Below are 19,792 nucleotides of genomic sequence, written 5' to 3'. Positions count from 1 at the left end.
AGTCATGGATCAGGACGTCGAGGATCGCATCCCTGGAGAGCGTGCCGAAATTAGCACGAGTCGCGGGGTGGACACGAACCCTGTTTTGAAACGCGGCGCTGTTGCAGTTGCGATCATCGCATTCGTCGGCTTCGCACTGTGGTCCACGACGGGAAAGAAGGGGAGAGAAGACAATGTTCAGCCTGAACGGATCGTTATTCGCCAGACGACGCCCTTCGAGGCTGCAAAAGAGAAAGTTGAGCCGGAACAGCCGGTGCCTGAAATAAAACTGCCGACGCCCGTCGAACAACCGGTCACTGAAGAGAAGGACGAAATGCTCGATTCCGCTCGCCGTGCCCCCGTCATGGCCTTCAGTGGCGGCAACAAGAACCGGAAAGATGGGAGCGAAAGTGCTAGCTACTATTCTTCCGACAACGAAAATTTCGTGTCCCTCGATAACAAGGTGACCGTCCAGAACCGGCAGAACAATGAGCAGGATCGTTTCGATGGCCTGCTGCGGCCAACGCGGCTTGAAGGCTCAAGGGCCGGCACACTTGGAAACCGAAACTTCACCGTGGCGATGGGAACGTCTATTCCTTGCATTCTTGAAACCGCGTTAGCATCCGACCAGCCGGGATTTACCACTTGTGTAATCAACCGCGACGTTCTTTCTGACAATGGCAGGGTGGTCTTGATGGAAAAGGGCACGCAGGTTGTCGGCGAATATCGTGGAGGGCTTCAACGCGGGCAAACGCGCCTGTTCATTCTTTGGAATCGCGCGAAAACACCGAAGGGCGTTATCGTCACTCTCGCATCACCAGCAACCGACAGACTTGGTCGTGCCGGTTTCGACGGCTATGTCGACACCCATTGGTGGGAGCGGTTCGGCGGCGCTCTTCTGCTTTCCGTTGTCGGGGACGCGACGAACTATGCAAACAGTCGGCTGCGGGACAGCGATGTCGATGCGCAAAAAACAACGAGTGCAAGTCAACAGGCGGCCGCAATCGCGATCGAACAGTCCATTAATATCCCGCCGACCCTCAATAAACATCAGGGTGAGCCTGTTTCGATCTTTGTGGCTCGAGATCTCGACTTTTCCGGCATCTACAGTCTTCGGGTGATCGAACCTAAAAACCGCGTTTTTGATCGTGCAGCCCTAGGGGATTTCGCGCCACGATCAACGCTCCTGACGAAATAGGGCGCGAAATGTCACTCAGGCAGGATTCGGTTGTGGTCAGCGAGCTGTTAAAGCCGTTTTCGACATTCCTTCAGGACGGGACCCTTTTTGAAATCATTGTCAATCGGCCTGGGCAGGTGTTGACTGAAGGTCTCGGCGGTTGGCGGACTCATGAGATGCCAGAGCTAAGCTTCGAAAAACTCATGCGTCTTACCCGGGCCGTAGCGAGTTTCTCAAATCAGTCGATCGATGAGAAGCATCCAATATTGTCTGCGGCGCTACCAGGGGGTGAGCGGATTCAGATCGTCATTCCCCCGGCGACGATCAAGGACAGTGTCAGCATAACGATCCGCAAGCCATCCTCGATCGACTTCAGCCTTGATGATTTGGAGGACAAGGGATTTTTCCAGGGAGCATGCGCGGCGAAGAGTATCTCCTCCCCGCAGGATGAGGAACTGAGCGAAACTTACCGTTCGGGCCGTTTCAAGGATTTCCTGCGACAGGCCGTCATCGCCCGGAAAAACATTATTATTTCTGGCGCCACAGGCTCTGCGAAAACGACACTTTCCAAGGCACTGATCAAGCATATTCCCGAAAACGAGAGGGTCATTTCCATAGAGGACACTCCAGAGCTTGTTATCCCACAACCGAACCACGTGCGCTTGTTCTACTCGAAAGGAGGACAGGGGCTTTCTAGCGCCGGGCCCAAGGAACTTCTCGAATCCTGCCTTCGTATGCGACCGGATAGGATTATGCTGCAGGAGCTTCGCGACGGGACGGCCTTCTACTATATCCGGAATGTGAATTCGGGCCATCCCGGGTCAATAACCACCATCCATGCCAACTCCGCAGAACTGGCATTTGAGCAGCTTGTCCTGCTCGTCAAGGAGTCAGAAGGCGGGGCGGGCCTTGATCGAGCCGACATCTTCGCATTTTTGAAGGCAAGTATCGACATCGTTGCTCAGTGCAGGCGCGACAAAGGGGAATTTCGGCTGTCTGAAGTTTATTTCAGGGGCGCGCCTAGAGCCAAGGATTAGCAAACTGAGCGTTTCACGGGGCTCCGGGGCGCATTGCCGTAGCTTAGCGTTGGGAGTTCGCTTGCGTTGTGTATTCACGACGTGCCGGAAAGACGGAAATGTCCGCCCGCTTGGAAGATTTGTGAGTTCATGCTGAAGCGCGACTTGCGGGCGTTTGGAGCTAGCCGGCATGCCGCATTTCGGCGAGCAGTTTTTTTCGGAAGACTTCCGCCGGCGTTCGATAGCCGAGGCATGTGCGCGGCGTGGCATTGAGCTGGTTACAGATCTCAATGAGGTCGCCGTCGGTCGCCGATAAGGGATCGACCTCATTCAAAAGCCATTTCCGCACCGGCCTCTTGGTATTTTCGACGGTTCTTTTTGCCACGGCGATTGAGGGTCGCAGAACCAGGTATGGGTGCCAATGCTCGCCTGTAGGTAAGGCCAGTCGCTGAACTCCGTGCCACGGTCGAACGTGATGGAACGACGGGCGACGTGGGGCAGGGTCTGAAGTGCTTGCACAAGGCCGTTCATGACCGGTCGAGACTGCCGATCATTGTTGCGGAGAACGGTTGCAAAGCGGCTGACCCGTTCAACGAGTGATGTGACGTTGGCCTTTCCAAACTTCTTTCGGAACTGGTTCAGGTCCCGCTCCCAGTCCCCGAACTGCTTGCGATCGGCGACCACATCCGGGCGGCGCAGGATGTTGAGTTCCGGACTAAACCGTTGACCATGCTTGCGTCTGGCATGTCGCGATGGCCGCCGAGCTCGATGCTCCGGCAGGTGCCGCCACAGCTTGATCGCTTGGCCGTCAGATCGTGCATGATCCGGTCGATGACAGATTGCCGGACATGCGAGGAGCGCATCAGCTTGCGCAGTTTGGCCCGCCGTTCGCAAGCCATGTCATACGCCGTGACACAATAATAGCCGTTCAGATTGGGGACCCCGTCATCGATGCGCCGGATCTCGCGGAAAATTGTTGAACGATGGCGTCCAATCTTCTCGGCGATGATGTCAACAGTCAGGCCAGCCGTACGCCAGCGGGCGATCTTTCGTCTTTCATCCATGTCGATATGGGAGTCGCTGCGTTTCATTGCAGGTTCCTTGCGAGTGACAACCCATTGGTATCATTCGCAAGTCGCACTTCATCCTTGAACCCACCCGACTACAAACGATGTCAAAGCCGATTAGAAATGCGACGCCTCTGGCCCGTTAGAAATGCGACATTCACCGCGTTCTTGCTCTGACGGTCAGCCCCCGACCGGACCGGCTGGGCCGGGTTGCAAGGGTAGGGAGGGGGCGAGTGATGGAACTCCCTCTTCGGCTTTAGATCCCATGAGGAGTGAACAGCGGCCGCCGCTCTGGCAGAGTGAGGTTGCATCTAAACACTCGCTCAGGAGGAGCAGTTTATGGAACCTGCATCCATTCAACCGACCGCTGTCCGCATCGATCTTGGCGCAATTTTTGGTCATTGGAACTGAGCCGATCGGCCTGGTTGATCACTTCGTTGTCGCCAGGCAGCGGCGAGAAGATGTCGAAGCATGTAGTGGCCGGTGGCAATGTAGCCGAGTTGCTGGAACGATTTGAGCAGCTACAGCAGAAGGCGCGATTGAGAACAGGGAAATTATTTCCCATCGTAACGATCCAGGAGGCAGGATTGGACGGCTTCTGGATACACCGCGTGCTGGAGGCTCACGGCATCGAGAGTTACGTCGTCGACGCAGCTTCGATCGCGACTTCCCGTCGACGTCGGCGTGCTAAGACCGACAAGATCGATGGAGAGGCTCTGACGCGCACATTGCTCGCGTTCAAGCGCGGCGAGCCACGCGTATGTGCGATGGTCAGAGCGCCAGATCCGAGTGACGAAGATCGGCGTCGGATTTGCCGGGAACGCAAAGTTTTGATTGCTGAGCGGGTCAGGCATGTCAATCGCGTGAAGGGGCTACTCTTTACTCAAGGCGTCAGCGGCTATCAGCCGCTCCGTAAAGATCGCCGTCAGCGGCTGGAGGAGCTTCAGACTGGAGATGGGCGTGAGTTACCGAAACACTTGAAGGCTCAAATCAATCGGGAACTCGACCGTCTCGAGTTGCTGCTAGAGCAGATCGCTGCAGTGGAGAGCGAGCGTAATTCTCTTCTATCGATGGAGGACCAGCCAGCGGTTGAGGCAACCTCGCCCGCAGCGATGCTGCTGTCCTTGAAGGGTGTTGGCGCTGAATTTGCCGCCGTTCTTTGGACCGAAGCCCTGTCCCGGCATTTTGATAATAGGCGGCAGATTGCCGCCTATGCCGGTTTGACACCAACCCCATGGATGAGCGGGACCATCGACCACGAGCAGGGTGTCTCAAAGGCAGGGAACCCTCGGCTGCGCACTACGATGATCCAACTATCGTGGCTGTGGCTACGCAATCAGCCAGCATCAGCGCTCAGCCGTTGGTTTGTGGATCGGGTTCAGTCGAATGGTGGACGCTTAAAGAAAGCCGCGATAGTTGCCTTGGCGCGCAAACTCCTTATCGCACTGTGGAAATTTGTCACTGCGGGTGTTCTCATCGAGGGGGCTGTCATGAAGACCGCCTGACAACCAAAAAATTGCCGAACACACAATCTTCCAGGACTGATCACTCCTGGCGGATCCAGGTGAGCGAACCGCCTCGAAGTCGGGCTTCAAATGCCGCGCTTTAGATTGGTCCCGTTCTCCTGAGCCTTGCCGCTACGCAAGCGGGATAATGGTGCTGCCGGACAAAACGGCGACCGTATGTGAGTTTGAACCGGTGAAGGAAACGTGCCGCGTCAAGCAAGGTGGCTCAGACCATGGGTTCGATACGAAATCGAAGGGGCACGCTATGAAACGATGATTGATCTTGACGACGAAATCCTCATGTGAGCTTCCTCAACCAATAAACTGACGTAACGTTGCAGAACGCGATCAATCCTGATACCCATTATTCGATATTCCAAGGATTATTGAATGATGGACCAGCAACAAGCACTCTCCTCATTTGCGGCCCTCGCCCAGGAGACGCGCCTTGCCATCGTCCGGGCGCTGGTGGTCGCCGGGCCTGAAGGACTGGCCGCGGGCGTGATCGCCGAGCGCATGGGTGTTTCTGCCACGAATGTCTCCTTCCATCTGAAGGAGCTGGAGCGGTCGGGTTTGATATCGCAGAGAAGGGAATCCCGCTCGATCATCTACAGCGCCAGCTACGACGCGCTTGCGGATCTCGTCAGATTTTTGACGGAGGATTGCTGCGCAGGCCATCCGGCGATCAAGGAGAATGTAGCGCGCGGAGGCGATTGCTACAGCTCGGACGACGAGGGTGACGTCGTTGCGTAGTTCGGAAATCCCGGCGGGCATCGTCACGGCTCTTGGCCTGACGCAGATCATCGGTTACGGCACGCTCTATTACAGCTTCAGCATCCTGGCCCCCGGCATGGCGGCGGATCTCGGGTTATCGCTGGCCGAAGTGTTCGGGGTGTTCTCGGTGTCCTTGTTCATTGGCGGCCTGTCGGCCACCTATATCGGCAAGCAGATGGACCGGATCGGCGCGGCGACGATCATGACGATCGGCTCAGCCCTCGCGGCCCTGACCCTTGCGCTGTGCGCCTGGTCGCCGTCGGTCGCGGTATTCGCCATCGCCATCATTCTGCTCGAGGTCTCATCAGGGATGGTGCAGTATCAGGCGGCATTCGCGGCATTGGTCGAGAGCGATCCCCGCACCGCATCGCGGAGCATCACCTACCTCACGCTGATCGGCGGGTTCGCATCGACTATCTTCTGGCCGATCTCGGCCGCACTTTCCGGATGGATGTCGTGGCGTGAGATCTATCTGGTCTTTGCAGCGCTGAACCTGTTCCTCTGCATGCCTCTGCACCTCTGGATCATGCGCGTCGGTAAGACCCGATCGAATGCGGAAGCCGCCGCCCGGCCTCGCGAAGCTGTCATCGGGGCAATCCCCCTCGATGCGCGCGGCCGAAGCATGATCATGGTGTCGTTAGCCTTCGCGCTTCTTGGGTTTACGCTGGCCGCGATCCTCGCGCATATGGTGCCGATGCTCGGTTCCATCGGACTGGGTGCTGCGGCCGTGGTTATCGGGTCCCTGTTCGGCCCGGCACAGGTTGCGAGCCGCCTGATCAACATGGTCTTCGGAAAGAATTTGTCGCCGCCGGCGCTCGCGGTGGTGTCTGCAGTGCTGATCGTGTTCGGCATCCTGATCCTGCTGGCAAGTGGAGAATGGCTGCCGGGGGCCGTCGCGTTTGCAATCTGCCTCGGGCTCGGTTCCGGCATCAACAGCATCGCGCAGGGAAGCCTGCCGCTCTATCTGTTCGGATCGGATGGATATGGGGCGATCACGGGCAAGATGGCGGCGGCTCGACTGGCGCTCGGAGCCGGCGCACCCTTCGCGTTCGCGGCGGCGATGGAGAACCTCGGCCTGAGCCTGTCACTCATTGGAAACGCTTGTCTCGGCGCGGTCAGCATCGCGGCATTCGTTGCGGTGGCTGCATCCTGTAGGCGGCCAGCCACCGCAACGGTCTAGGCAGTCAGATCGACTTCAGTGAGACCCGCTTCTCCAGCTCGGCCGCCTGTTCCTTCCGCTCGCTGTAGCGATCGGTCAGATAAGACGAGGCGTCGCGGGTCATGATGGTGAACTTCACCAGCTCCTCGCAGACGTCGACGACACGGTCATAGTAGGACGATGGCTTCATCCGGCCATTGGCGTCGAATTCCTGAAACGCCTTCGCAACGCTGCTCTGATTGGGAACGGTGATCATCCGCATCCAGCGGCCGAGGATGCGCATCTGGTTCACAGCATTGAAGGATTGGCTGCCGCCGGAAACCTCCATCACCGCAAGCGTCTTGCCCTGTGTCGGGCGGACCGATCCGAGCGACAGCGGGATCCAGTCGATCTGCGACTTCATGATCCCGGTCATCGCGCCATGGCGCTCAGGGCTGATCCAGACCTGGCCCTCCGACCATTGGGAGAGGTCGCGCAGTTCCTGAACCTTAGGATGGCTAACGGGCGCTTCATCCGGAAGTGGCAATCCAGACGGATCGAAGATCCGCACCTCGCATCCAAGACGTTCGAGCAGCCGACGGACTTCAAAGGCAAGCAGACGGCTATAAGATACCTCGCGGAGTGATCCGTAGAGGATCAGGATTCTGGGCTTGTGCGTCGAGAATGCTGGCCGCAGCGATTCTGGGGCGATCGGCTGAAGATGGTCGTCGTGTAATGCGGGAAATGTCTCAGACAATGCGCTTTCCTTCCTGGTCGAGAACCTGCTCGCCGTCTTCCTTGGCGAACGGTCCTTTGAAGGCATCGACCGGCAAGATGTCGAGCACGACCTCCGAGGGGCGGGCAAGTCGGGTGCCAAGCGGGGTGACAACAAACGGTCGGTTGATCAGGATCGGGGTGGCGATCATCGCGTCCAGCAACTGCTCGTCCGTCAGGCTCGGATTGTCGAGGCCGAGTTCCGCATAGGTCGTGCCCTTCTCGCGGATTGCTTCCCGAACCGTCAGGCCGGCATCTGCGATCATCGTGGAAAGCTGCTCGCGCGATGGCGGGTTCTCCAGGTACTCGATGACGGTGGGCTCGATCCCGGCATGCCGAATTAGCTCGAGCGTGTTCCGCGACGTACCGCAGTCCGGGTTGTGATAGATAGTAACGTCCATAGTCAGATCCTTTCGGTGATGGTGTTGCGGGCGACAGCGGGCGATGCCTCGTACCAGCCCTTCGAGCGGTTCACGATCCAGACGACGGACAGCATCACCGGAACCTCGATCAGGACACCGACGACAGTGGCGAGTGCCGCTCCCGACTGAAATCCGAACAGGCTGATGGCGGCGGCGACCGCGAGTTCGAAGAAGTTGCTCGCTCCGATGAGTGCGGAGGGTCCGGCGACGCAATGGCGTTCTCCCGACATCCGGTTCAGGAGGTAGGCGAGACCGGAGTTGAAGTAGACCTGGATCAGGATCGGGACCGCGAGCAAGGCGATGATGGTCGGCTGCGCGATGATCTGCTCGCCCTGGAATGCAAAGAGAAGCACGAGGGTAGCCAGCAGCGCGACCAGCGACAACGGCTGGAGCTTGGCAAGGAGGCTATCGAGTGCCCGAGTGGTCCCATCGGCGGTCAGGCGGCGCCGGAGAACCTGCGCGATTATGACAGGCACGACAATGTAGAGAGCGACGGACAGGGCGAGCGTCGCCCATGGCACGGTGATGGCCGAGAGGCCAAGCAGCAAGCCGACGATCGGTGCGAAGGCGACGATCATGATGGCGTCGTTCAAAGCCACTTGCGAGAGCGTGAACAGCGGCTCGCCCCGTGTCAGGTTTGACCAGACGAAGACCATGGCCGTGCAGGGTGCCGCAGCAAGAATGATCAGGCCTGCAATATAGGAGTCGATCTGGTCTGCCGGCAGATAGGGCCGAAACAGCCAGCCGACAAACAGCCAGCCCAGCAACGCCATCGAGAACGGCTTGATCGCCCAGTTGATGATCAGCGTCACGCCGATCCCACGCCAGTAGGATCCGACCTGCGCCAACGACCGGAAATCGATCTTTAGCAGCATCGGGATGATCATCAGCCAGATCAGGATGGCGACGGGGATGTTGACCTTGGCGATCTCGGCGCTGCCGGTGATCTGGAAGACGCCGGGCATCAGGTGGCCTAGGGCAACGCCTACGGCGATACAGAGGAAGACCCAGACGGTCAGGTATCGTTCAAATGTCGACATCTTACTCGGCCTTCGCGGATTTGGCCGACGCGCCTTCGAGCGAACCGATCTGGCGAACGTGCTGCTCGAGGGCCAGGCGGTCGATCGAGGCGATGGGCAGGTTGATGAAGGCACTGATCCGGTTCTTCAGGAACCGGGCGGCCTGGGCGAAAGCGCGCTGGATCTCGACTTCAGTGCCGACGACGGCCGCCGGATCCTCGACACCCCAGTGGGCAGTCATCGGATGGCCAATCCACACAGGGCAGGCTTCGCCGGCTGCGCTGTCGCAGACGGTGAAGATGAAGTCCATCTCCGGTGCGCCGGGTGCGGCGAACACGTCCCAGCTCTTCGAAGAGAAACCCGTCGATGGATAGCCGAGCGCAGCCAGTTCCTTCAGCGCGTGCGGATTGACTTCGCCCTTCGGCTGGCTGCCGGCGGAATACGCCTTGAACCGGCCGCCGCCCACCTTGTTGAGGATGGATTCGGCGAGAATAGAGCGCGCGGAATTGCCCGTGCAGAGGAACAGCACGTTATAGGTCTTGTCTGGCATGGTCGTGGTCCGTGGTTAGGTTGGAGGCCTGTTGAGCTTCATGATGGTCGCCGACGAGGGGCAAATGAAGGATAGTTGGCGGCTCGCAAGCACCGCGGCCGGCACTTCGGCCCGCGGCACCTCTGAAAACCCGATGCTCGAGAAAATCGGCGCGGCACTCGTCGTCGCGAGGAAAATATCGCCACCCAAACCTCGAAGCGTTGCCTCGACGATTGCCCGGCCGAACCCATGACCCCGATGTTCCGCGAGCACGACAAAAGAACGCAGCAGGTAATCGCCGGCGCAGCGTTCGAGGCCGGCATATCCGATCGTTTGGCCGTCGCCAAAGACGGCTTTGAAGAAGGCGCGGCCTTCGTCTTCAATGTCATCGGTCGGGAGATCCGCCGCACGCAGCACTTCGCGGAGACGAGCGTCGCTACCGGCAACTTCGTGCAATGCGATCGCGCTCAACATGGGTTCGCCCCCGGCGCGCAGCATGGCGTCAGTTCTGCGATCAGGGGAGCGCAAAGCTCCGCCGATCCGCCGCAGCAGTCCTTCAGCAGGAATAGTGTCAGGTCGCGCAGGCCGTCTAGGTCGGCCCGGTAGATGATTGATCGGCTCTGGCGTTCGCTCTTGACCAGACCGGCACGGGAAAGTGTCGCAAGATGCGCCGACATCGTGTTCTGCGGGACATCGAGGAGCCGGGCGAGCTCGCCTGCCGGAATTCCATCCGGTTCGTGCCGCACGAGCAGACGGAACGTCTCAAGGCGGGTGTTCTGGGCCAAGGCCGCAAGGGCCGCTATCGCGCTAATATTTTCCATACATCCAGAATAATGGATATATTGGCACTGTCAACCTGAAAAAACGTTGCCAGTCGAACATCACTCCGCCGCCTCCATTCGAGCAAGCGCTTTCTGCCTTCTCGCAATCACTTCTGGATCGTTCATGAAATCCGTCCGTCGCCCAGGCTTGCGACCGCGCTTTTGATATACATTGCTCTGGCTGCTGTCCGGGATCTCAAACATGCTGTTGGCCTGTCCGGTTCGTCGCGGGCCGCGTTTGCTCCGTTGTAAATCGCGGCCTTCTTGCATCTGAGCGACCAGTGACAGCATATCGTCCAGTCGTTTGTTCTCAACCACAGGCGACCGGTGAACCGAGCGAAGCGTGTCGAAGGTTCTGTAGGGCAGGGTGAAACTGTCGTGCATGATCTCCAGGCGGCCGTCTGGATAATCGCATACGACGACTTTTTGACCCGCCAGTGATGTTGCCCGTTCCGTCGGATCGAGAATGAATATCACCTTGTCATAGCGCAACGTCAGTGACTGCGACAGGGTGCGAACCTCCTTACGGCACATGGCGCCGTCAAGGTTCTCGTGGGCGGCGAGGGGGCGATGCATATCCTTCGGATTGCGGGGTGGTTTGCCGAAGCGGGCGTTGAAGTCGTCAATGAACTCCGGAGCGTAATGGTTGGCAGCGTCTATCGTGTCGATACCGCGGAGCCTTAATTCTTTGACCAGTCGATCCTGCAGGGTCTGATTGGCCCGTTCAACCCGGCCCTTGGCCTGAGGGGTGTTGGCGCAGATGATGTCGATGTTCAGCTCATAGAGCGCGCGTCCGAATTGCGTCAGGCCACTCGTGCGATCTTTCTGTGAGACGTGCGTAGAACGAAAGACGCCATGCTTGTCGCTGTAGAAAGCCAGCGGTTTACCCCATTGCTGCAAATAAGCTTTTGTCGCATGCAGATAATTGAATGTGTTCTCAGATCCCGCAAAGCGCAGATGTAGCAGCTTTCCGGTGGCGTCATCGATGTAGACGAGCAGGGCACATTTTGGTCCGCGGTTCTCGAACCACCAATGATGCGATCCGTCGATCTGCACCAGCTCGCCAAAGCAGTCACGTCGGCCGCGTGGTTAAAAGACACGCTTCTTGCGTTCTTTCCGTGAGATCCAGATGCCGGCTTCGGTCATCCATTGGCGCAGCGTTTCCTTACCGATCGCAAGCTGGTGCCGTTCAAGCAGCTTCTCGCGGGCCAACGTCGGACCGAAATCAGCATATCGTTCTTTGACCAGATCAAGAACTGCATTGCGAATATCCTCGCTGTGACGCCGGTTGCTTGGTTGCTGGCGCTTCTTCGAGACGAGCTCAGGTATGCCACCCGTCTCATATGCTTTTAATACCCGGTGCATCTGGCTTCGGCTGATGCCGAGCACGCTGGCGGCCTGAACGACGCTCAGGCGTTGATCATGAATCTTCTGGATGACTTCGAGGCGATGCAATTCTTTCTGCGACATGGTGATCAAAAAGGACATGGCAACTCCGAACGCTCCTGACCGCAGTCAGGCTGAACATTGCCGCATCCTTGCTCCCAACGTTGACATTGACCAGCGTCGTCGTGCGAGAGGAGTGTCGCATTTCTATCTGGCCCAAGTGTCGCATTACTAAATGGGCGTTGGAGAAGCTACCCCAAGTGCAACGTGCCGGTTTTCAGGGTAGGGGATCAGGCTTCCTCCTGCAAATGCGCCATGAATGCTTCGGCTGGTGTCCGGTATCCAAGGCACTTTCTGGGTTGGTCGTTGAGGATGCGTGCGACCTGGTTCAACGTTGCTTGCGACATCTGGCTGAGGTCGGTGTTCGGCGGTAAAAAGCGGCGGATGCGCTTGTTAGCGTTTTCGACGGCGCCTTTCTGCCAGGGCGCGCTTGGATCGCAGAACCAGCTCCGCGCGCCGATACCGTCTTCCAAAGCCCGGAATGCCGCGAACTCTGTGCCGCGATCAAACGTGAAGCTCTGTCGTGCGAAGGCGGGCAGGCGGGAGAATGCCCGCACGATCTTGTCCATGATCGGTCGCGAATGCCGGCTCGGGTTTTTGATGAGAACGGTATAGCGGCTCTTGCGCTCGACGAGGGACGTGACATTGGCATGGCCAAACGGTCGCTCGAAGATGATAAGGTCACCCTCCCAGTGCCCAAACCGCGATCTGTTTCCAATGAAATCAGGCCTTTGCGATATGCGATGGCTGGCCGGGAATGCTCCGTCGCGAGGCTTTCTTGACCGCAGTGGCCGACGTTTGCGGCGTGCTTCCGGCAGATAGTGATAGAGACCGAGCTGATAATCTTCCTTGCTGTAGATGAACCGGTAAATGGTCTCGGCGCAGACACGGACAAGGCTCAATTTCTCCGATACCAGACGCCCGGCGATCTGTTCGGGTGACCACCGGGCCTCCAATCGACGAATGACTTCGGCACGAAGATCTGGATAGCGTCGAAGCTTGCGCAGACGTCGCCGCCGCTCGCGCCTCAGTTCATCGGCGATCGTCCCAAACTACCCGGTGTACTCGGGCAGCTCGTTGTCATGGAAGGTGTTGCGGCGGATTTCTCGATAGATGGTCGACCTGTGGCGTCCCAGCCGCCGGGCCATTTCGTTGATCGTGACTTTCTGATCAACCAGACGGTGAAGGAGGCGGCGATCGGCGAGGGTCAATTGCGTATAGCAACCGGACATGTAAAAATCTCCAAAGTGAAGCCATTGAAAATATTGGCATGTCGCACTTGGAAATAGAATGTACCAGCGCGCATACAATAATCGCATAAGATAGATTATGGAACACTCCTTTTGATTCGGCTGGTGGCGCGCAGAACCGCCACCATCTCGTTTTTAGGGTTCACATATTGGCGTAGACCGGCCCTTCGCCGCCTTGTGGCGGCACCCAGTTGATGTTCTGGTTGGGGTCCTTGATGTCGCAGGTCTTACAGTGCACGCAGTTCTGCGCGTTGATGACGAAGACGTCCTGACCGTCCTTCTCCACCCACTCGTAAACCCCGGCCGGACAGTAACGTGTCGACGGGCCGGCATAGACATCATGCTCGCAGCGCTTCTGCAGATCCATGTCCCTGACATGAAGATGCACCGGCTGGTCTTCCTCATGGTTGGTGCCCGACAGGAACACCGATGACAGGCGGTCGAAGGTCAGAACACCATCCGGGCGCGGATAATCGATCTCTTTGTGTTTTGCCGCAGGCTCAAGGCTCTCAGCATCCGTCTTGCCGTGTTTCAGCGTGATGGGTGATGTGCCGAATATCTGGTTGATCCACATATCCAGAGCACCAAGCCCGACGCCGATTGCCGTGCCGAACCGCGACCACAGCGGCTTGACGTTGCGAACGCGCTTCAGATCCTTGCCGATATCGCTGGCGCGCCATTCGTTTTCGATCTCGATCACCTCGTCATTGGCGCGGCCGCTGGCAATCGCCTCGGCGATCTTGTCTGCCGCCAGCATGCCGGACAGAACCGCATTGTGGCTGCCCTTGATGCGCGGCACATTGACCAGACCGGCCGAACAGCCGATCAGCGCACCGCCCGGGAAGGTCAGTTTCGGCACGGACTGATACCCGCCTTCGGTGATGGCGCGGGCGCCATAGGACAAGCGCTTGCCGCCTTCGAAGGTTGGCGCAATCGCCGGATGCGTCTTGTAGCGCTGGAATTCCTCGAACGGAAACAGATAGGGGTTCTTGTAGTTCAGGTGCACCACGAAACCGACGGCCACCAGATTGTCCTCCAGATGATAGAGGAACGAGCCGCCACCGGTCTTCATGCCCAGCGGCCAGCCGAAGGAGTGCTGCACCAGACCCGGCTTGTGGTTCTCCGGCTTCACCTGCCAGAGTTCCTTCAGGCCAATGCCGAACTTCTGGACATCCGAGTCTTTCGACAGGTTGAACTTGGCAATCAGCTGCTTGGCCAGCGACCCGCGCACGCCTTCACCGATCAGCACGTACTTACCAAGCAGTTCCATGCCGCGTGTATAGTTCGGGCCGGGCTCGCCGTTTTTCTCGATGCCCATGTCGCCGGTGGCGACACCGATGACGGCACCCTCATCATTATAAAGCACTTCACTGGCGGCAAAGCCCGGATAGATCTCGACGCCAAGTGCTTCTGCGTGGCCCGCCAGCCAGCGGCAGACATTGCCGAGCGAGACGATATAATTGCCGTGATTGTTCATCAAGGGCGGCATGGCGAAGTTCGGCAGGCGGATCGAGCCGGCAGGGCCTAAAAACAGGAACTGGTCGTCCTTGACTTCAGTCTTGAAGGGATGGCCTTCTTCCTCACGCCAGCCGGGCAGCAGGCGATCGATACCGACAGGATCGACCACCGCACCCGACAGGATATGCGCGCCGACCTCGCCGCCCTTTTCCAGAACGACAACTGAAAGCTCAGGATTGATCTGCTTCAGCCGGATCGCCGCTGACAAACCCGCAGGACCGGCACCCACAATCACAACGTCGAATTCCATCGACTCGCGTTCAGGAAAGCGGACAGCTTGATCTGTCATGAGGCTGTGACCGCCTGTTCTAGCTTGGGCAAAATGTCAAACAAGTCCCCGACCAGGCCGTAGTCAGCAACCTGGAAGATCGGTGCTTCTTCGTCCTTGTTGATGGCCACGATGACCTTACTGTCCTTCATGCCGGCCAGGTGCTGGATGGCACCGGAAATGCCAGCGGCAATATAAAGCTGCGGTGCAACCACCTTGCCGGTCTGGCCAACCTGCCAGTCGTTTGGTGCGTAACCGGCGTCAACAGCCGCACGCGATGCACCAACGGCAGCGCCCAGCTTGTCAGCAACCGGCAGAAGAACTTCCTTGAACTTTTCCGACGAACCGAGTGCACGGCCACCGGAAATGATGATCTTGGCAGATGTCAGTTCAGGACGGTCAGACGATGCCAGCGCATCCGATACGAAGGACGAAACGCCCGGGTTGGCAGCAGCAGCAACCGCTTCAACGGCAGCAGAACCACCGGCAGCAGCCGCAGCGAACGAGGCCGTACGCACGGTGACGACCTTCTTGGCGTCAGTTGCCTGTACGGTCTGGATGGCGTTGCCAGCATAGATCGGACGCTTGAAGGTGTCAGCGGACACCACTTCGGTGATTTCCGAAACCTGTGCAGCGTCGAGCAGGGCTGCAACGCGTGGCGCAACATTCTTGGCCGATGCCGTCGCAGGTGCGATGATGACATCGTAGGAACCGCTCAGCGATACGATCAATGCAGCAAGCGGTTCTGCCAGCTGGTTTGCGTAGGATGCGTCATCAGCAAGAAGTACCTTGGCAACGCCGGAAAGCTTTGCTGCTTCATCGGCTGCAGCCTTGGCACCGGAACCAGCCACCAGCACATGCACGTCTCCGCCGATCTTGGCAGCTGCGGTCAGCGTCTTTGCTGTCTGGTCGGAAAGGGTTGCGTTGTCGTGTTCTGCCAGAAGAAGAATGGCCATAATAAAATCTCCCTTATCCGTCTCTTACAATACGCCGTCGGCCTTGAGTTTCGATACCAGCTCTGCGACCGAGCCAACCTTGACGCCAGCCTTGCGGCCAGCCGGTTCTTCGGTCTTCAAAACCTTGAGGCGCGGTGCAATATCAACACCGAGATCAGCCGGGGTCTTCTTGTCCAGCGGCTTCTTCTTGGCCTTCATGATGTTTGGCAGCGACGCGTAACGTGGCTCGTTCAAACGAAGGTCGGTGGTGACGATGGCAGGCAGTTTCAGGGAAACGGTCTGCAGACCGCCATCGACTTCGCGGGTGACCGCAACGGAACCGTCCGCGATCTCGACCTTGGAGGCAAAGGTGCCCTGACCCCAGCCGAGCAATGCTGCCAGCATCTGGCCGGTCTGGTTGCTGTCGTCATCGATTGCCTGCTTGCCGAGGATCACCAGATCCGGCGTTTCAGCGTCAACCACGCCCTTCAACAGCTTGGCAACCGCCAGCGGCTCAACCGTTTCATCGGTTTCAATCAAGATGGCGCGGTCAGCACCCATGGCGAGCGCCGTACGCAACGTTTCTTCCGCCTTGGCCGGACCAATCGACACAACGACCACTTCTTCGGCCTTGCCAGCTTCCTTCAGGCGAAGAGCCTCTTCGACGGAGATTTCGTCAAACGGGTTCATCGACATTTTAACGTTGGCAAGTTCAACGCCCGTGCCATCGGATTTCACGCGAATTTTCACGTTGTAGTCGACAACTCGTTTAACTGCGACCAATACTTTCATAGTGGGTTCTCCTCAGGCCAGCGTGTAGGCGGTCTTCACCGTTGTGTAGAACTCGGCGGCGTGACGGCCTTGCTCGCGGGGACCAAAAGACGATCCCTTGCGACCGCCGAACGGAACATGGAAGTCTACGCCAGCTGTCGGCAAATTCACCATGACCATGCCTGCTTCCGCATTTCGCTTGAAATGCATCGCATGCTTAAGGCTCTTGGTCGCGATGCCCGAGGACAGTCCGAAGGACGTGTCGTTAGCTACTGCGAGTGCTTCCTCGTAATCCTTGACGCGGATAACTGCGGCCACAGGCCCAAAGATTTCTTCGCGCGAGATGCGCATCTCATTCGTCGCTTCTGTGAAAAGGGCTGGTGATAGGTAGAAGCCAGGCGTTTCTCGTTTCAGTAGCTCGCCACCGAAAGCAAGCTTCGCCCCTTCTGCCTTGCCGATCTCGATGTAATCAGTGTCTTGTTTAAGCTGGTTCTCATCGACAACAGGGCCGATATGAGTTCCTGTATTCAGCGCATCACCCACAACCACCCTCTTCAGTCGCTCGCAGACGGCCGCGACAAAGCGATCATGGATGCCTTCCGTCACGATGATGCGAGACGAGGCTGTGCACCGCTGACCGGTGGAAAAGAACGCCGAATTGACGGTAGCCTCCACCGCAACATCGAGATCTGCATCGTCGAGCACAACGAAGGGATTCTTCCCGCCCATCTCAAGCTGAAACTTTCGGTTATGCTCAATAGAAGCGAGCGCCACACGCTTACCCGTCGCGGTAGACCCGGTAAAACTCAATGCATCCACATCTGAGCTGTCGAGCATGGCCTGCCCCACCACTGACCCACGCCCCATAACAAGGTTCAAAACGCCTTCAGGCAACCCGGCCCGCACCAGAATGTCGACTATGGCCCAAGAGCAGCCTGGTACGAGGTCGGCTGGTTTCAAGACAACGGTGTTGCCGTAGCAGAGCGCCGGAGCAATTTTCCATGCAGGGATTGCGATCGGAAAGTTCCAGGGCGTGATTATTCCGACGACCCCAATCGGCTCGCGCGTGACTTCCACTCCGACGCCCGGGCGCACCGAGGGAAGCACCTCCCCCGCAAGCCGCAAGCATTCACCCGCGAAGAAATCAATTATCTGGCTGGCCCGCACTGTTTCGCCGATTCCTTCCGCCAGGGTCTTGCCTTCCTCGCGCGAAAGCAGGCGGCCGAGCTCGTCCTTTCGCGAGAGGATCTCATCTGATGTCTTTCGAAGGATCGCGTGGCGCTCGAGAATGCCAGAACGAGACCATGCCGGAAAGGCAGCCTTCGCCGCAGCTATAGCATCCCGGGTGTCCTCGGCGGAGCCGCGAGCAAACTCGCCAACTACGTCATTGATATCGGATGGGTTCACGTTTTTGGACGCTTCGTTGCCGACCCATGCGCCACCGACTAAGTTCTGGAAAAAAGTCACGATCTTCTCCGATATGACTGAAAGTTAAGACGCTGTGGAAGAGCGCTTCGTCCACCGTTCGATAGCCAATCCGACAATACCCTTGCGAAACAGAAGCACGCAGGCGACGAAGATGGCACCTTGGGTGATCGTCACCCAGCTTCCAAAGTCGGCTAAATAATTTTGAAGTGCGACAATAAGAGCCGCTCCGACCAGTGGTCCAAAGAATGTCGCGACCCCGCCTATCAGCGTCATGAGCACCACCTCGCCGGACATAGTCCAGAAAACATCGGTCAAAGAAGCCAACTGGAAGACGATCGCCTTCATTCCCCCCGCCAAGCCGGACAGAACTGCCGAAAGGACGAACAGAGTTAGCTTATGCTTCTGCACCTCGTACCCCATCGAGATCGCGCGTGCCTCGTTTTCACGGACTGCATGCAGCACTCGTCCAAACGGCGAATTCACGATCCTATGGATGACGAGTAGAGAACCGAAAAATATCGTTGCTACCAGGGCGTACATCGATGCGTCACTGCTTAGATCAACGATGCCGAAGAGCGCTCCGCGGGGTATAGCCTGGATACCGTCTTCTCCTCCGGTGAACGGAGCCTGTAGAGCGACAAAGTAAACCATTTGCGCTAGGGCGAGGGTAACCATCGCGAAGTAGATGCCCTGTCGGCGGATAGCCAAGCTACCAAAGACTAGGCCCAGCCCCCCCGCCGCTATTGCGCCGATGAGGATTGAAACTTCGGGAGACATCCCCCAAACCTTTGCAGAATATGCGGTGATATAGCTCGCCGATCCGAAAAAGGCGGCATGGCCGAAGGACAAGAGTCCTCCGTAGCCGAGGAGAAGGTTAAATGCCGCTGCGAACAATGCGAAGCATAGGATCTTCATCGCGAATATTGGATATACGACAAGCGGTGCCATGAAGAGCAGAACGAGTAGTATTCCAAACTTGATAAGCGTGGATGAGCTCGTTTGAAGCCAATTTTTAGAGCCTGCATTTTCCTGTGAAATGATGTTCATAGCCATCTCAAACGCTCCTGCCAAACAAACCTGATGGTTTGATCATCAGGACAATAGCCATGATCACAAAGATCACCGTAGATGCAGCTTCGGGATAGAAAACCTTGGTAAGACCTTCGATAATTCCCAGGCTCAAGCCAGTAATAATCGCGCCGAAAATCGACCCCATTCCACCGATAACCACCACCGCGAATACAACGATAATCAGGTTCGCGCCCATGTTGGGATTTACGGCATATACAGGTGCGGCCAACACACCTGCGAAAGCAGCCAACGCCACTCCAAGACCGTAGGTGAGCGTTATGATCAACGGTACATTGATACCGAACGCCTGCACGAGCTCCGGGTTTTCAGTAGCCGCGCGAAGGAACGACCCAAGTCTGGTCTTCTCGATCACGAGCCACGTCGCGATACATACCAACAATGAGGCGACAACTATCCAACCGCGGTAGTACGGCAGGTATATAAAACCGAGATTTACGCCCCCACTCAACATTGTGGGAACTTGATATGACAAGCCCGACACGCCGTATGCGTTTCTGAACAGGCCCTCTATTATCAATGCGAGACCAAACGTGAGGAGGAGACCGTAAAGGTGATCCAGTTTGTAAAGTCTTGAGAGCAACAACCGCTCAATAATCATGCCCAGAACAGCTACGATCAACGGCGCTATGATCAGGGACGGCCAGTAGCCAATCCCAAGATAATTCAACAACAGCCACGCCATGAACGCACCCATCATGTATTGTGCGCCATGGGCAAAGTTGATGATGTTTAGCAATCCAAATATGATTGCCAAACCAAGGCTCAAAGTCGCGTAGAAGGCCCCGTTAATCAGACCAAGTAACAGTTGCCCGAACAGAGCCGCTGTCGGCACACCAAGTATTGTTAACATCGTCGCATCCAAT

At 57.6% G+C, this 19,792-nt stretch carries 16 protein-coding genes and 4 pseudogenes; 5 read left to right on the top strand and 15 right to left on the bottom strand.

Going from position 1 to position 19,792, the window contains the following annotated elements; translation table 11 throughout:
* Positions 1-4 precede the first annotated feature (4 nt).
* Together virB10 and virB11 are read left to right on the top strand one after the other, a co-directional pair.
* Positions 5-1,177, top strand: a complete 1,173-nt coding sequence (gene virB10 / locus AGR2A_RS26645) for a type IV secretion system protein VirB10 (protein ID WP_072493493.1) — start codon at positions 5-7, stop codon at positions 1,175-1,177.
* Positions 1,178-1,185: 8 nt separating this feature from the next.
* Positions 1,186-2,193 carry a P-type DNA transfer ATPase VirB11 gene (gene virB11 / locus AGR2A_RS26640; RefSeq protein WP_072493492.1) on the top strand — a complete coding sequence of 336 codons (1,008 nt, stop codon included), beginning with the start codon at positions 1,186-1,188 and terminating at the stop codon, positions 2,191-2,193.
* A gap of 160 nt (positions 2,194-2,353) precedes the next feature.
* Here virB11 and AGR2A_RS26635 read toward each other — a convergent pair.
* Positions 2,354-3,263, bottom strand: a pseudogene (locus AGR2A_RS26635) (IS30 family transposase).
* Between the two features lie 315 nt (positions 3,264-3,578).
* Here AGR2A_RS26635 and AGR2A_RS26630 point away from each other — a divergent pair.
* The 3 genes and pseudogenes from AGR2A_RS26630 (at position 3,579) to arsK (ending at position 6,698) form a co-directional block, all read left to right on the top strand.
* Positions 3,579-4,744 (top strand): annotated as a pseudogene (locus AGR2A_RS26630) (IS110 family transposase).
* 393 nt (positions 4,745-5,137) lie between these two features.
* Positions 5,138-5,497 carry an ArsR/SmtB family transcription factor gene (locus tag AGR2A_RS26625; RefSeq protein WP_080823594.1) on the top strand — a complete coding sequence of 120 codons (360 nt, stop codon included), beginning with the start codon at positions 5,138-5,140 and terminating at the stop codon, positions 5,495-5,497.
* Positions 5,490-6,698 (top strand): arsenite efflux MFS transporter ArsK, encoded by a 1,209-nt coding sequence (gene arsK / locus AGR2A_RS26620; protein WP_072493491.1) that lies wholly within the window; start codon positions 5,490-5,492, stop codon positions 6,696-6,698. The genes AGR2A_RS26625 and arsK overlap by 8 nt, the downstream gene beginning before the upstream one ends.
* A gap of 4 nt (positions 6,699-6,702) precedes the next feature.
* On the opposite strand, the gene arsH is transcribed toward arsK, so the two are convergent.
* The 14 genes and pseudogenes from arsH to AGR2A_RS26550 all read right to left on the bottom strand — a co-directional run bounded on the left by arsH (position 6,703) and on the right by AGR2A_RS26550 (position 19,779).
* Positions 6,703-7,479 (bottom strand): arsenical resistance protein ArsH, encoded by a 777-nt coding sequence (gene arsH, locus AGR2A_RS26615; RefSeq protein WP_072493490.1) that lies wholly within the window; start codon positions 7,477-7,479, stop codon positions 6,703-6,705.
* The gene (gene arsC / locus AGR2A_RS26610) at positions 7,406-7,831 is read right to left on the bottom strand and encodes an arsenate reductase (glutaredoxin) (protein WP_072528593.1); all 426 of its coding nucleotides are present in this window, start codon (positions 7,829-7,831) and stop codon (positions 7,406-7,408) included. The genes arsH and arsC overlap by 74 nt, the downstream gene beginning before the upstream one ends.
* Positions 7,832-7,833: 2 nt before the next feature.
* Positions 7,834-8,892, bottom strand: coding sequence for an ACR3 family arsenite efflux transporter (gene arsB, locus AGR2A_RS26605; protein ID WP_072493489.1), 1,059 nt, complete (start codon positions 8,890-8,892; stop codon positions 7,834-7,836).
* Position 8,893: 1 nt separating this feature from the next.
* Positions 8,894-9,421, bottom strand: coding sequence for an arsenate reductase ArsC (locus AGR2A_RS26600; protein ID WP_072493488.1), 528 nt, complete (start codon positions 9,419-9,421; stop codon positions 8,894-8,896).
* Between the two features lie 15 nt (positions 9,422-9,436).
* Complete coding sequence (locus AGR2A_RS26595) at positions 9,437-9,874, bottom strand: GNAT family N-acetyltransferase (RefSeq protein ID WP_072528615.1); 438 nt, start codon at positions 9,872-9,874, stop codon at positions 9,437-9,439.
* Positions 9,868-10,221 carry an ArsR/SmtB family transcription factor gene (locus AGR2A_RS26590; protein WP_072493486.1) on the bottom strand — a complete coding sequence of 118 codons (354 nt, stop codon included), beginning with the start codon at positions 10,219-10,221 and terminating at the stop codon, positions 9,868-9,870. Before AGR2A_RS26590 ends, AGR2A_RS26595 begins: the two co-directional genes overlap by 7 nt.
* Positions 10,222-10,281: 60 nt before the next feature.
* A pseudogene (locus AGR2A_RS26585) lies at positions 10,282-11,709 on the bottom strand (ISNCY family transposase).
* Positions 11,710-11,897: 188 nt separating this feature from the next.
* Positions 11,898-12,899 (bottom strand): annotated as a pseudogene (locus tag AGR2A_RS26580) (IS30 family transposase).
* Between the two features lie 160 nt (positions 12,900-13,059).
* Positions 13,060-14,724, bottom strand: coding sequence for an electron transfer flavoprotein-ubiquinone oxidoreductase (locus AGR2A_RS26575; protein ID WP_062654032.1), 1,665 nt, complete (start codon positions 14,722-14,724; stop codon positions 13,060-13,062).
* A complete protein-coding gene (locus AGR2A_RS26570; RefSeq protein WP_072493480.1) occupies positions 14,721-15,659 on the bottom strand; it encodes an electron transfer flavoprotein subunit alpha/FixB family protein in 939 nt (312 codons plus the stop codon). The genes AGR2A_RS26575 and AGR2A_RS26570 overlap by 4 nt, the downstream gene beginning before the upstream one ends.
* A gap of 24 nt (positions 15,660-15,683) precedes the next feature.
* A complete protein-coding gene (locus AGR2A_RS26565; protein ID WP_046802313.1) occupies positions 15,684-16,430 on the bottom strand; it encodes an electron transfer flavoprotein subunit beta/FixA family protein in 747 nt (248 codons plus the stop codon).
* A gap of 12 nt (positions 16,431-16,442) precedes the next feature.
* Positions 16,443-17,876, bottom strand: coding sequence for an aldehyde dehydrogenase family protein (locus AGR2A_RS26560; RefSeq protein ID WP_072493479.1), 1,434 nt, complete (start codon positions 17,874-17,876; stop codon positions 16,443-16,445).
* A gap of 24 nt (positions 17,877-17,900) precedes the next feature.
* Positions 17,901-18,884, bottom strand: a complete 984-nt coding sequence (locus tag AGR2A_RS26555) for a branched-chain amino acid ABC transporter permease (RefSeq protein ID WP_080823592.1) — start codon at positions 18,882-18,884, stop codon at positions 17,901-17,903.
* Between the two features lie 7 nt (positions 18,885-18,891).
* The gene (locus AGR2A_RS26550; RefSeq protein WP_072493477.1) at positions 18,892-19,779 is read right to left on the bottom strand and encodes a branched-chain amino acid ABC transporter permease; all 888 of its coding nucleotides are present in this window, start codon (positions 19,777-19,779) and stop codon (positions 18,892-18,894) included.
* Between the last annotated feature and the right edge of the window lie 13 nt (positions 19,780-19,792).

Origin of the sequence: Agrobacterium genomosp. 2 str. CFBP 5494 (genome assembly GCF_900013495.1) — a bacterium.
Lineage (GTDB): Bacteria > Pseudomonadota > Alphaproteobacteria > Rhizobiales > Rhizobiaceae > Agrobacterium > Agrobacterium pusense.
This window is presented reverse-complemented; position numbering and strand designations above follow the sequence as displayed.

What these genes read in the sequence shown, in the direction of transcription:
- AGR2A_RS26600 (WP_072493488.1), bottom strand. Translation starts at nt 9,421, where the DNA reads ATGCCAGACAAGACCTATAACGTGCTGTTCCTCTGCACGGGCAATTCC.
- AGR2A_RS26550 (WP_072493477.1), bottom strand. Translation starts at nt 19,779, where the DNA reads ATGTTAACAATACTTGGTGTGCCGACAGCGGCTCTGTTCGGGCAACTG.
- AGR2A_RS26590 (WP_072493486.1), bottom strand. Translation starts at nt 10,221, where the DNA reads ATGGAAAATATTAGCGCGATAGCGGCCCTTGCGGCCTTGGCCCAGAAC.
- arsC (WP_072528593.1), bottom strand. Translation starts at nt 7,831, where the DNA reads ATGGACGTTACTATCTATCACAACCCGGACTGCGGTACGTCGCGGAAC.
- AGR2A_RS26555 (WP_080823592.1), bottom strand. Translation starts at nt 18,884, where the DNA reads ATGAACATCATTTCACAGGAAAATGCAGGCTCTAAAAATTGGCTTCAA.
- AGR2A_RS26625 (WP_080823594.1), top strand. Translation starts at nt 5,138, where the DNA reads ATGGACCAGCAACAAGCACTCTCCTCATTTGCGGCCCTCGCCCAGGAG.
- AGR2A_RS26565 (WP_046802313.1), bottom strand. Translation starts at nt 16,430, where the DNA reads ATGAAAGTATTGGTCGCAGTTAAACGAGTTGTCGACTACAACGTGAAA.
- arsB (WP_072493489.1), bottom strand. Translation starts at nt 8,892, where the DNA reads ATGTCGACATTTGAACGATACCTGACCGTCTGGGTCTTCCTCTGTATC.
- AGR2A_RS26570 (WP_072493480.1), bottom strand. Translation starts at nt 15,659, where the DNA reads ATGGCCATTCTTCTTCTGGCAGAACACGACAACGCAACCCTTTCCGAC.
- arsH (WP_072493490.1), bottom strand. Translation starts at nt 7,479, where the DNA reads ATGCCTTCAAAGGACCGTTCGCCAAGGAAGACGGCGAGCAGGTTCTCG.
- AGR2A_RS26575 (WP_062654032.1), bottom strand. Translation starts at nt 14,724, where the DNA reads ATGACAGATCAAGCTGTCCGCTTTCCTGAACGCGAGTCGATGGAATTC.
- virB11 (WP_072493492.1), top strand. Translation starts at nt 1,186, where the DNA reads ATGTCACTCAGGCAGGATTCGGTTGTGGTCAGCGAGCTGTTAAAGCCG.
- AGR2A_RS26595 (WP_072528615.1), bottom strand. Translation starts at nt 9,874, where the DNA reads ATGTTGAGCGCGATCGCATTGCACGAAGTTGCCGGTAGCGACGCTCGT.
- virB10 (WP_072493493.1), top strand. Translation starts at nt 5, where the DNA reads ATGGATCAGGACGTCGAGGATCGCATCCCTGGAGAGCGTGCCGAAATT.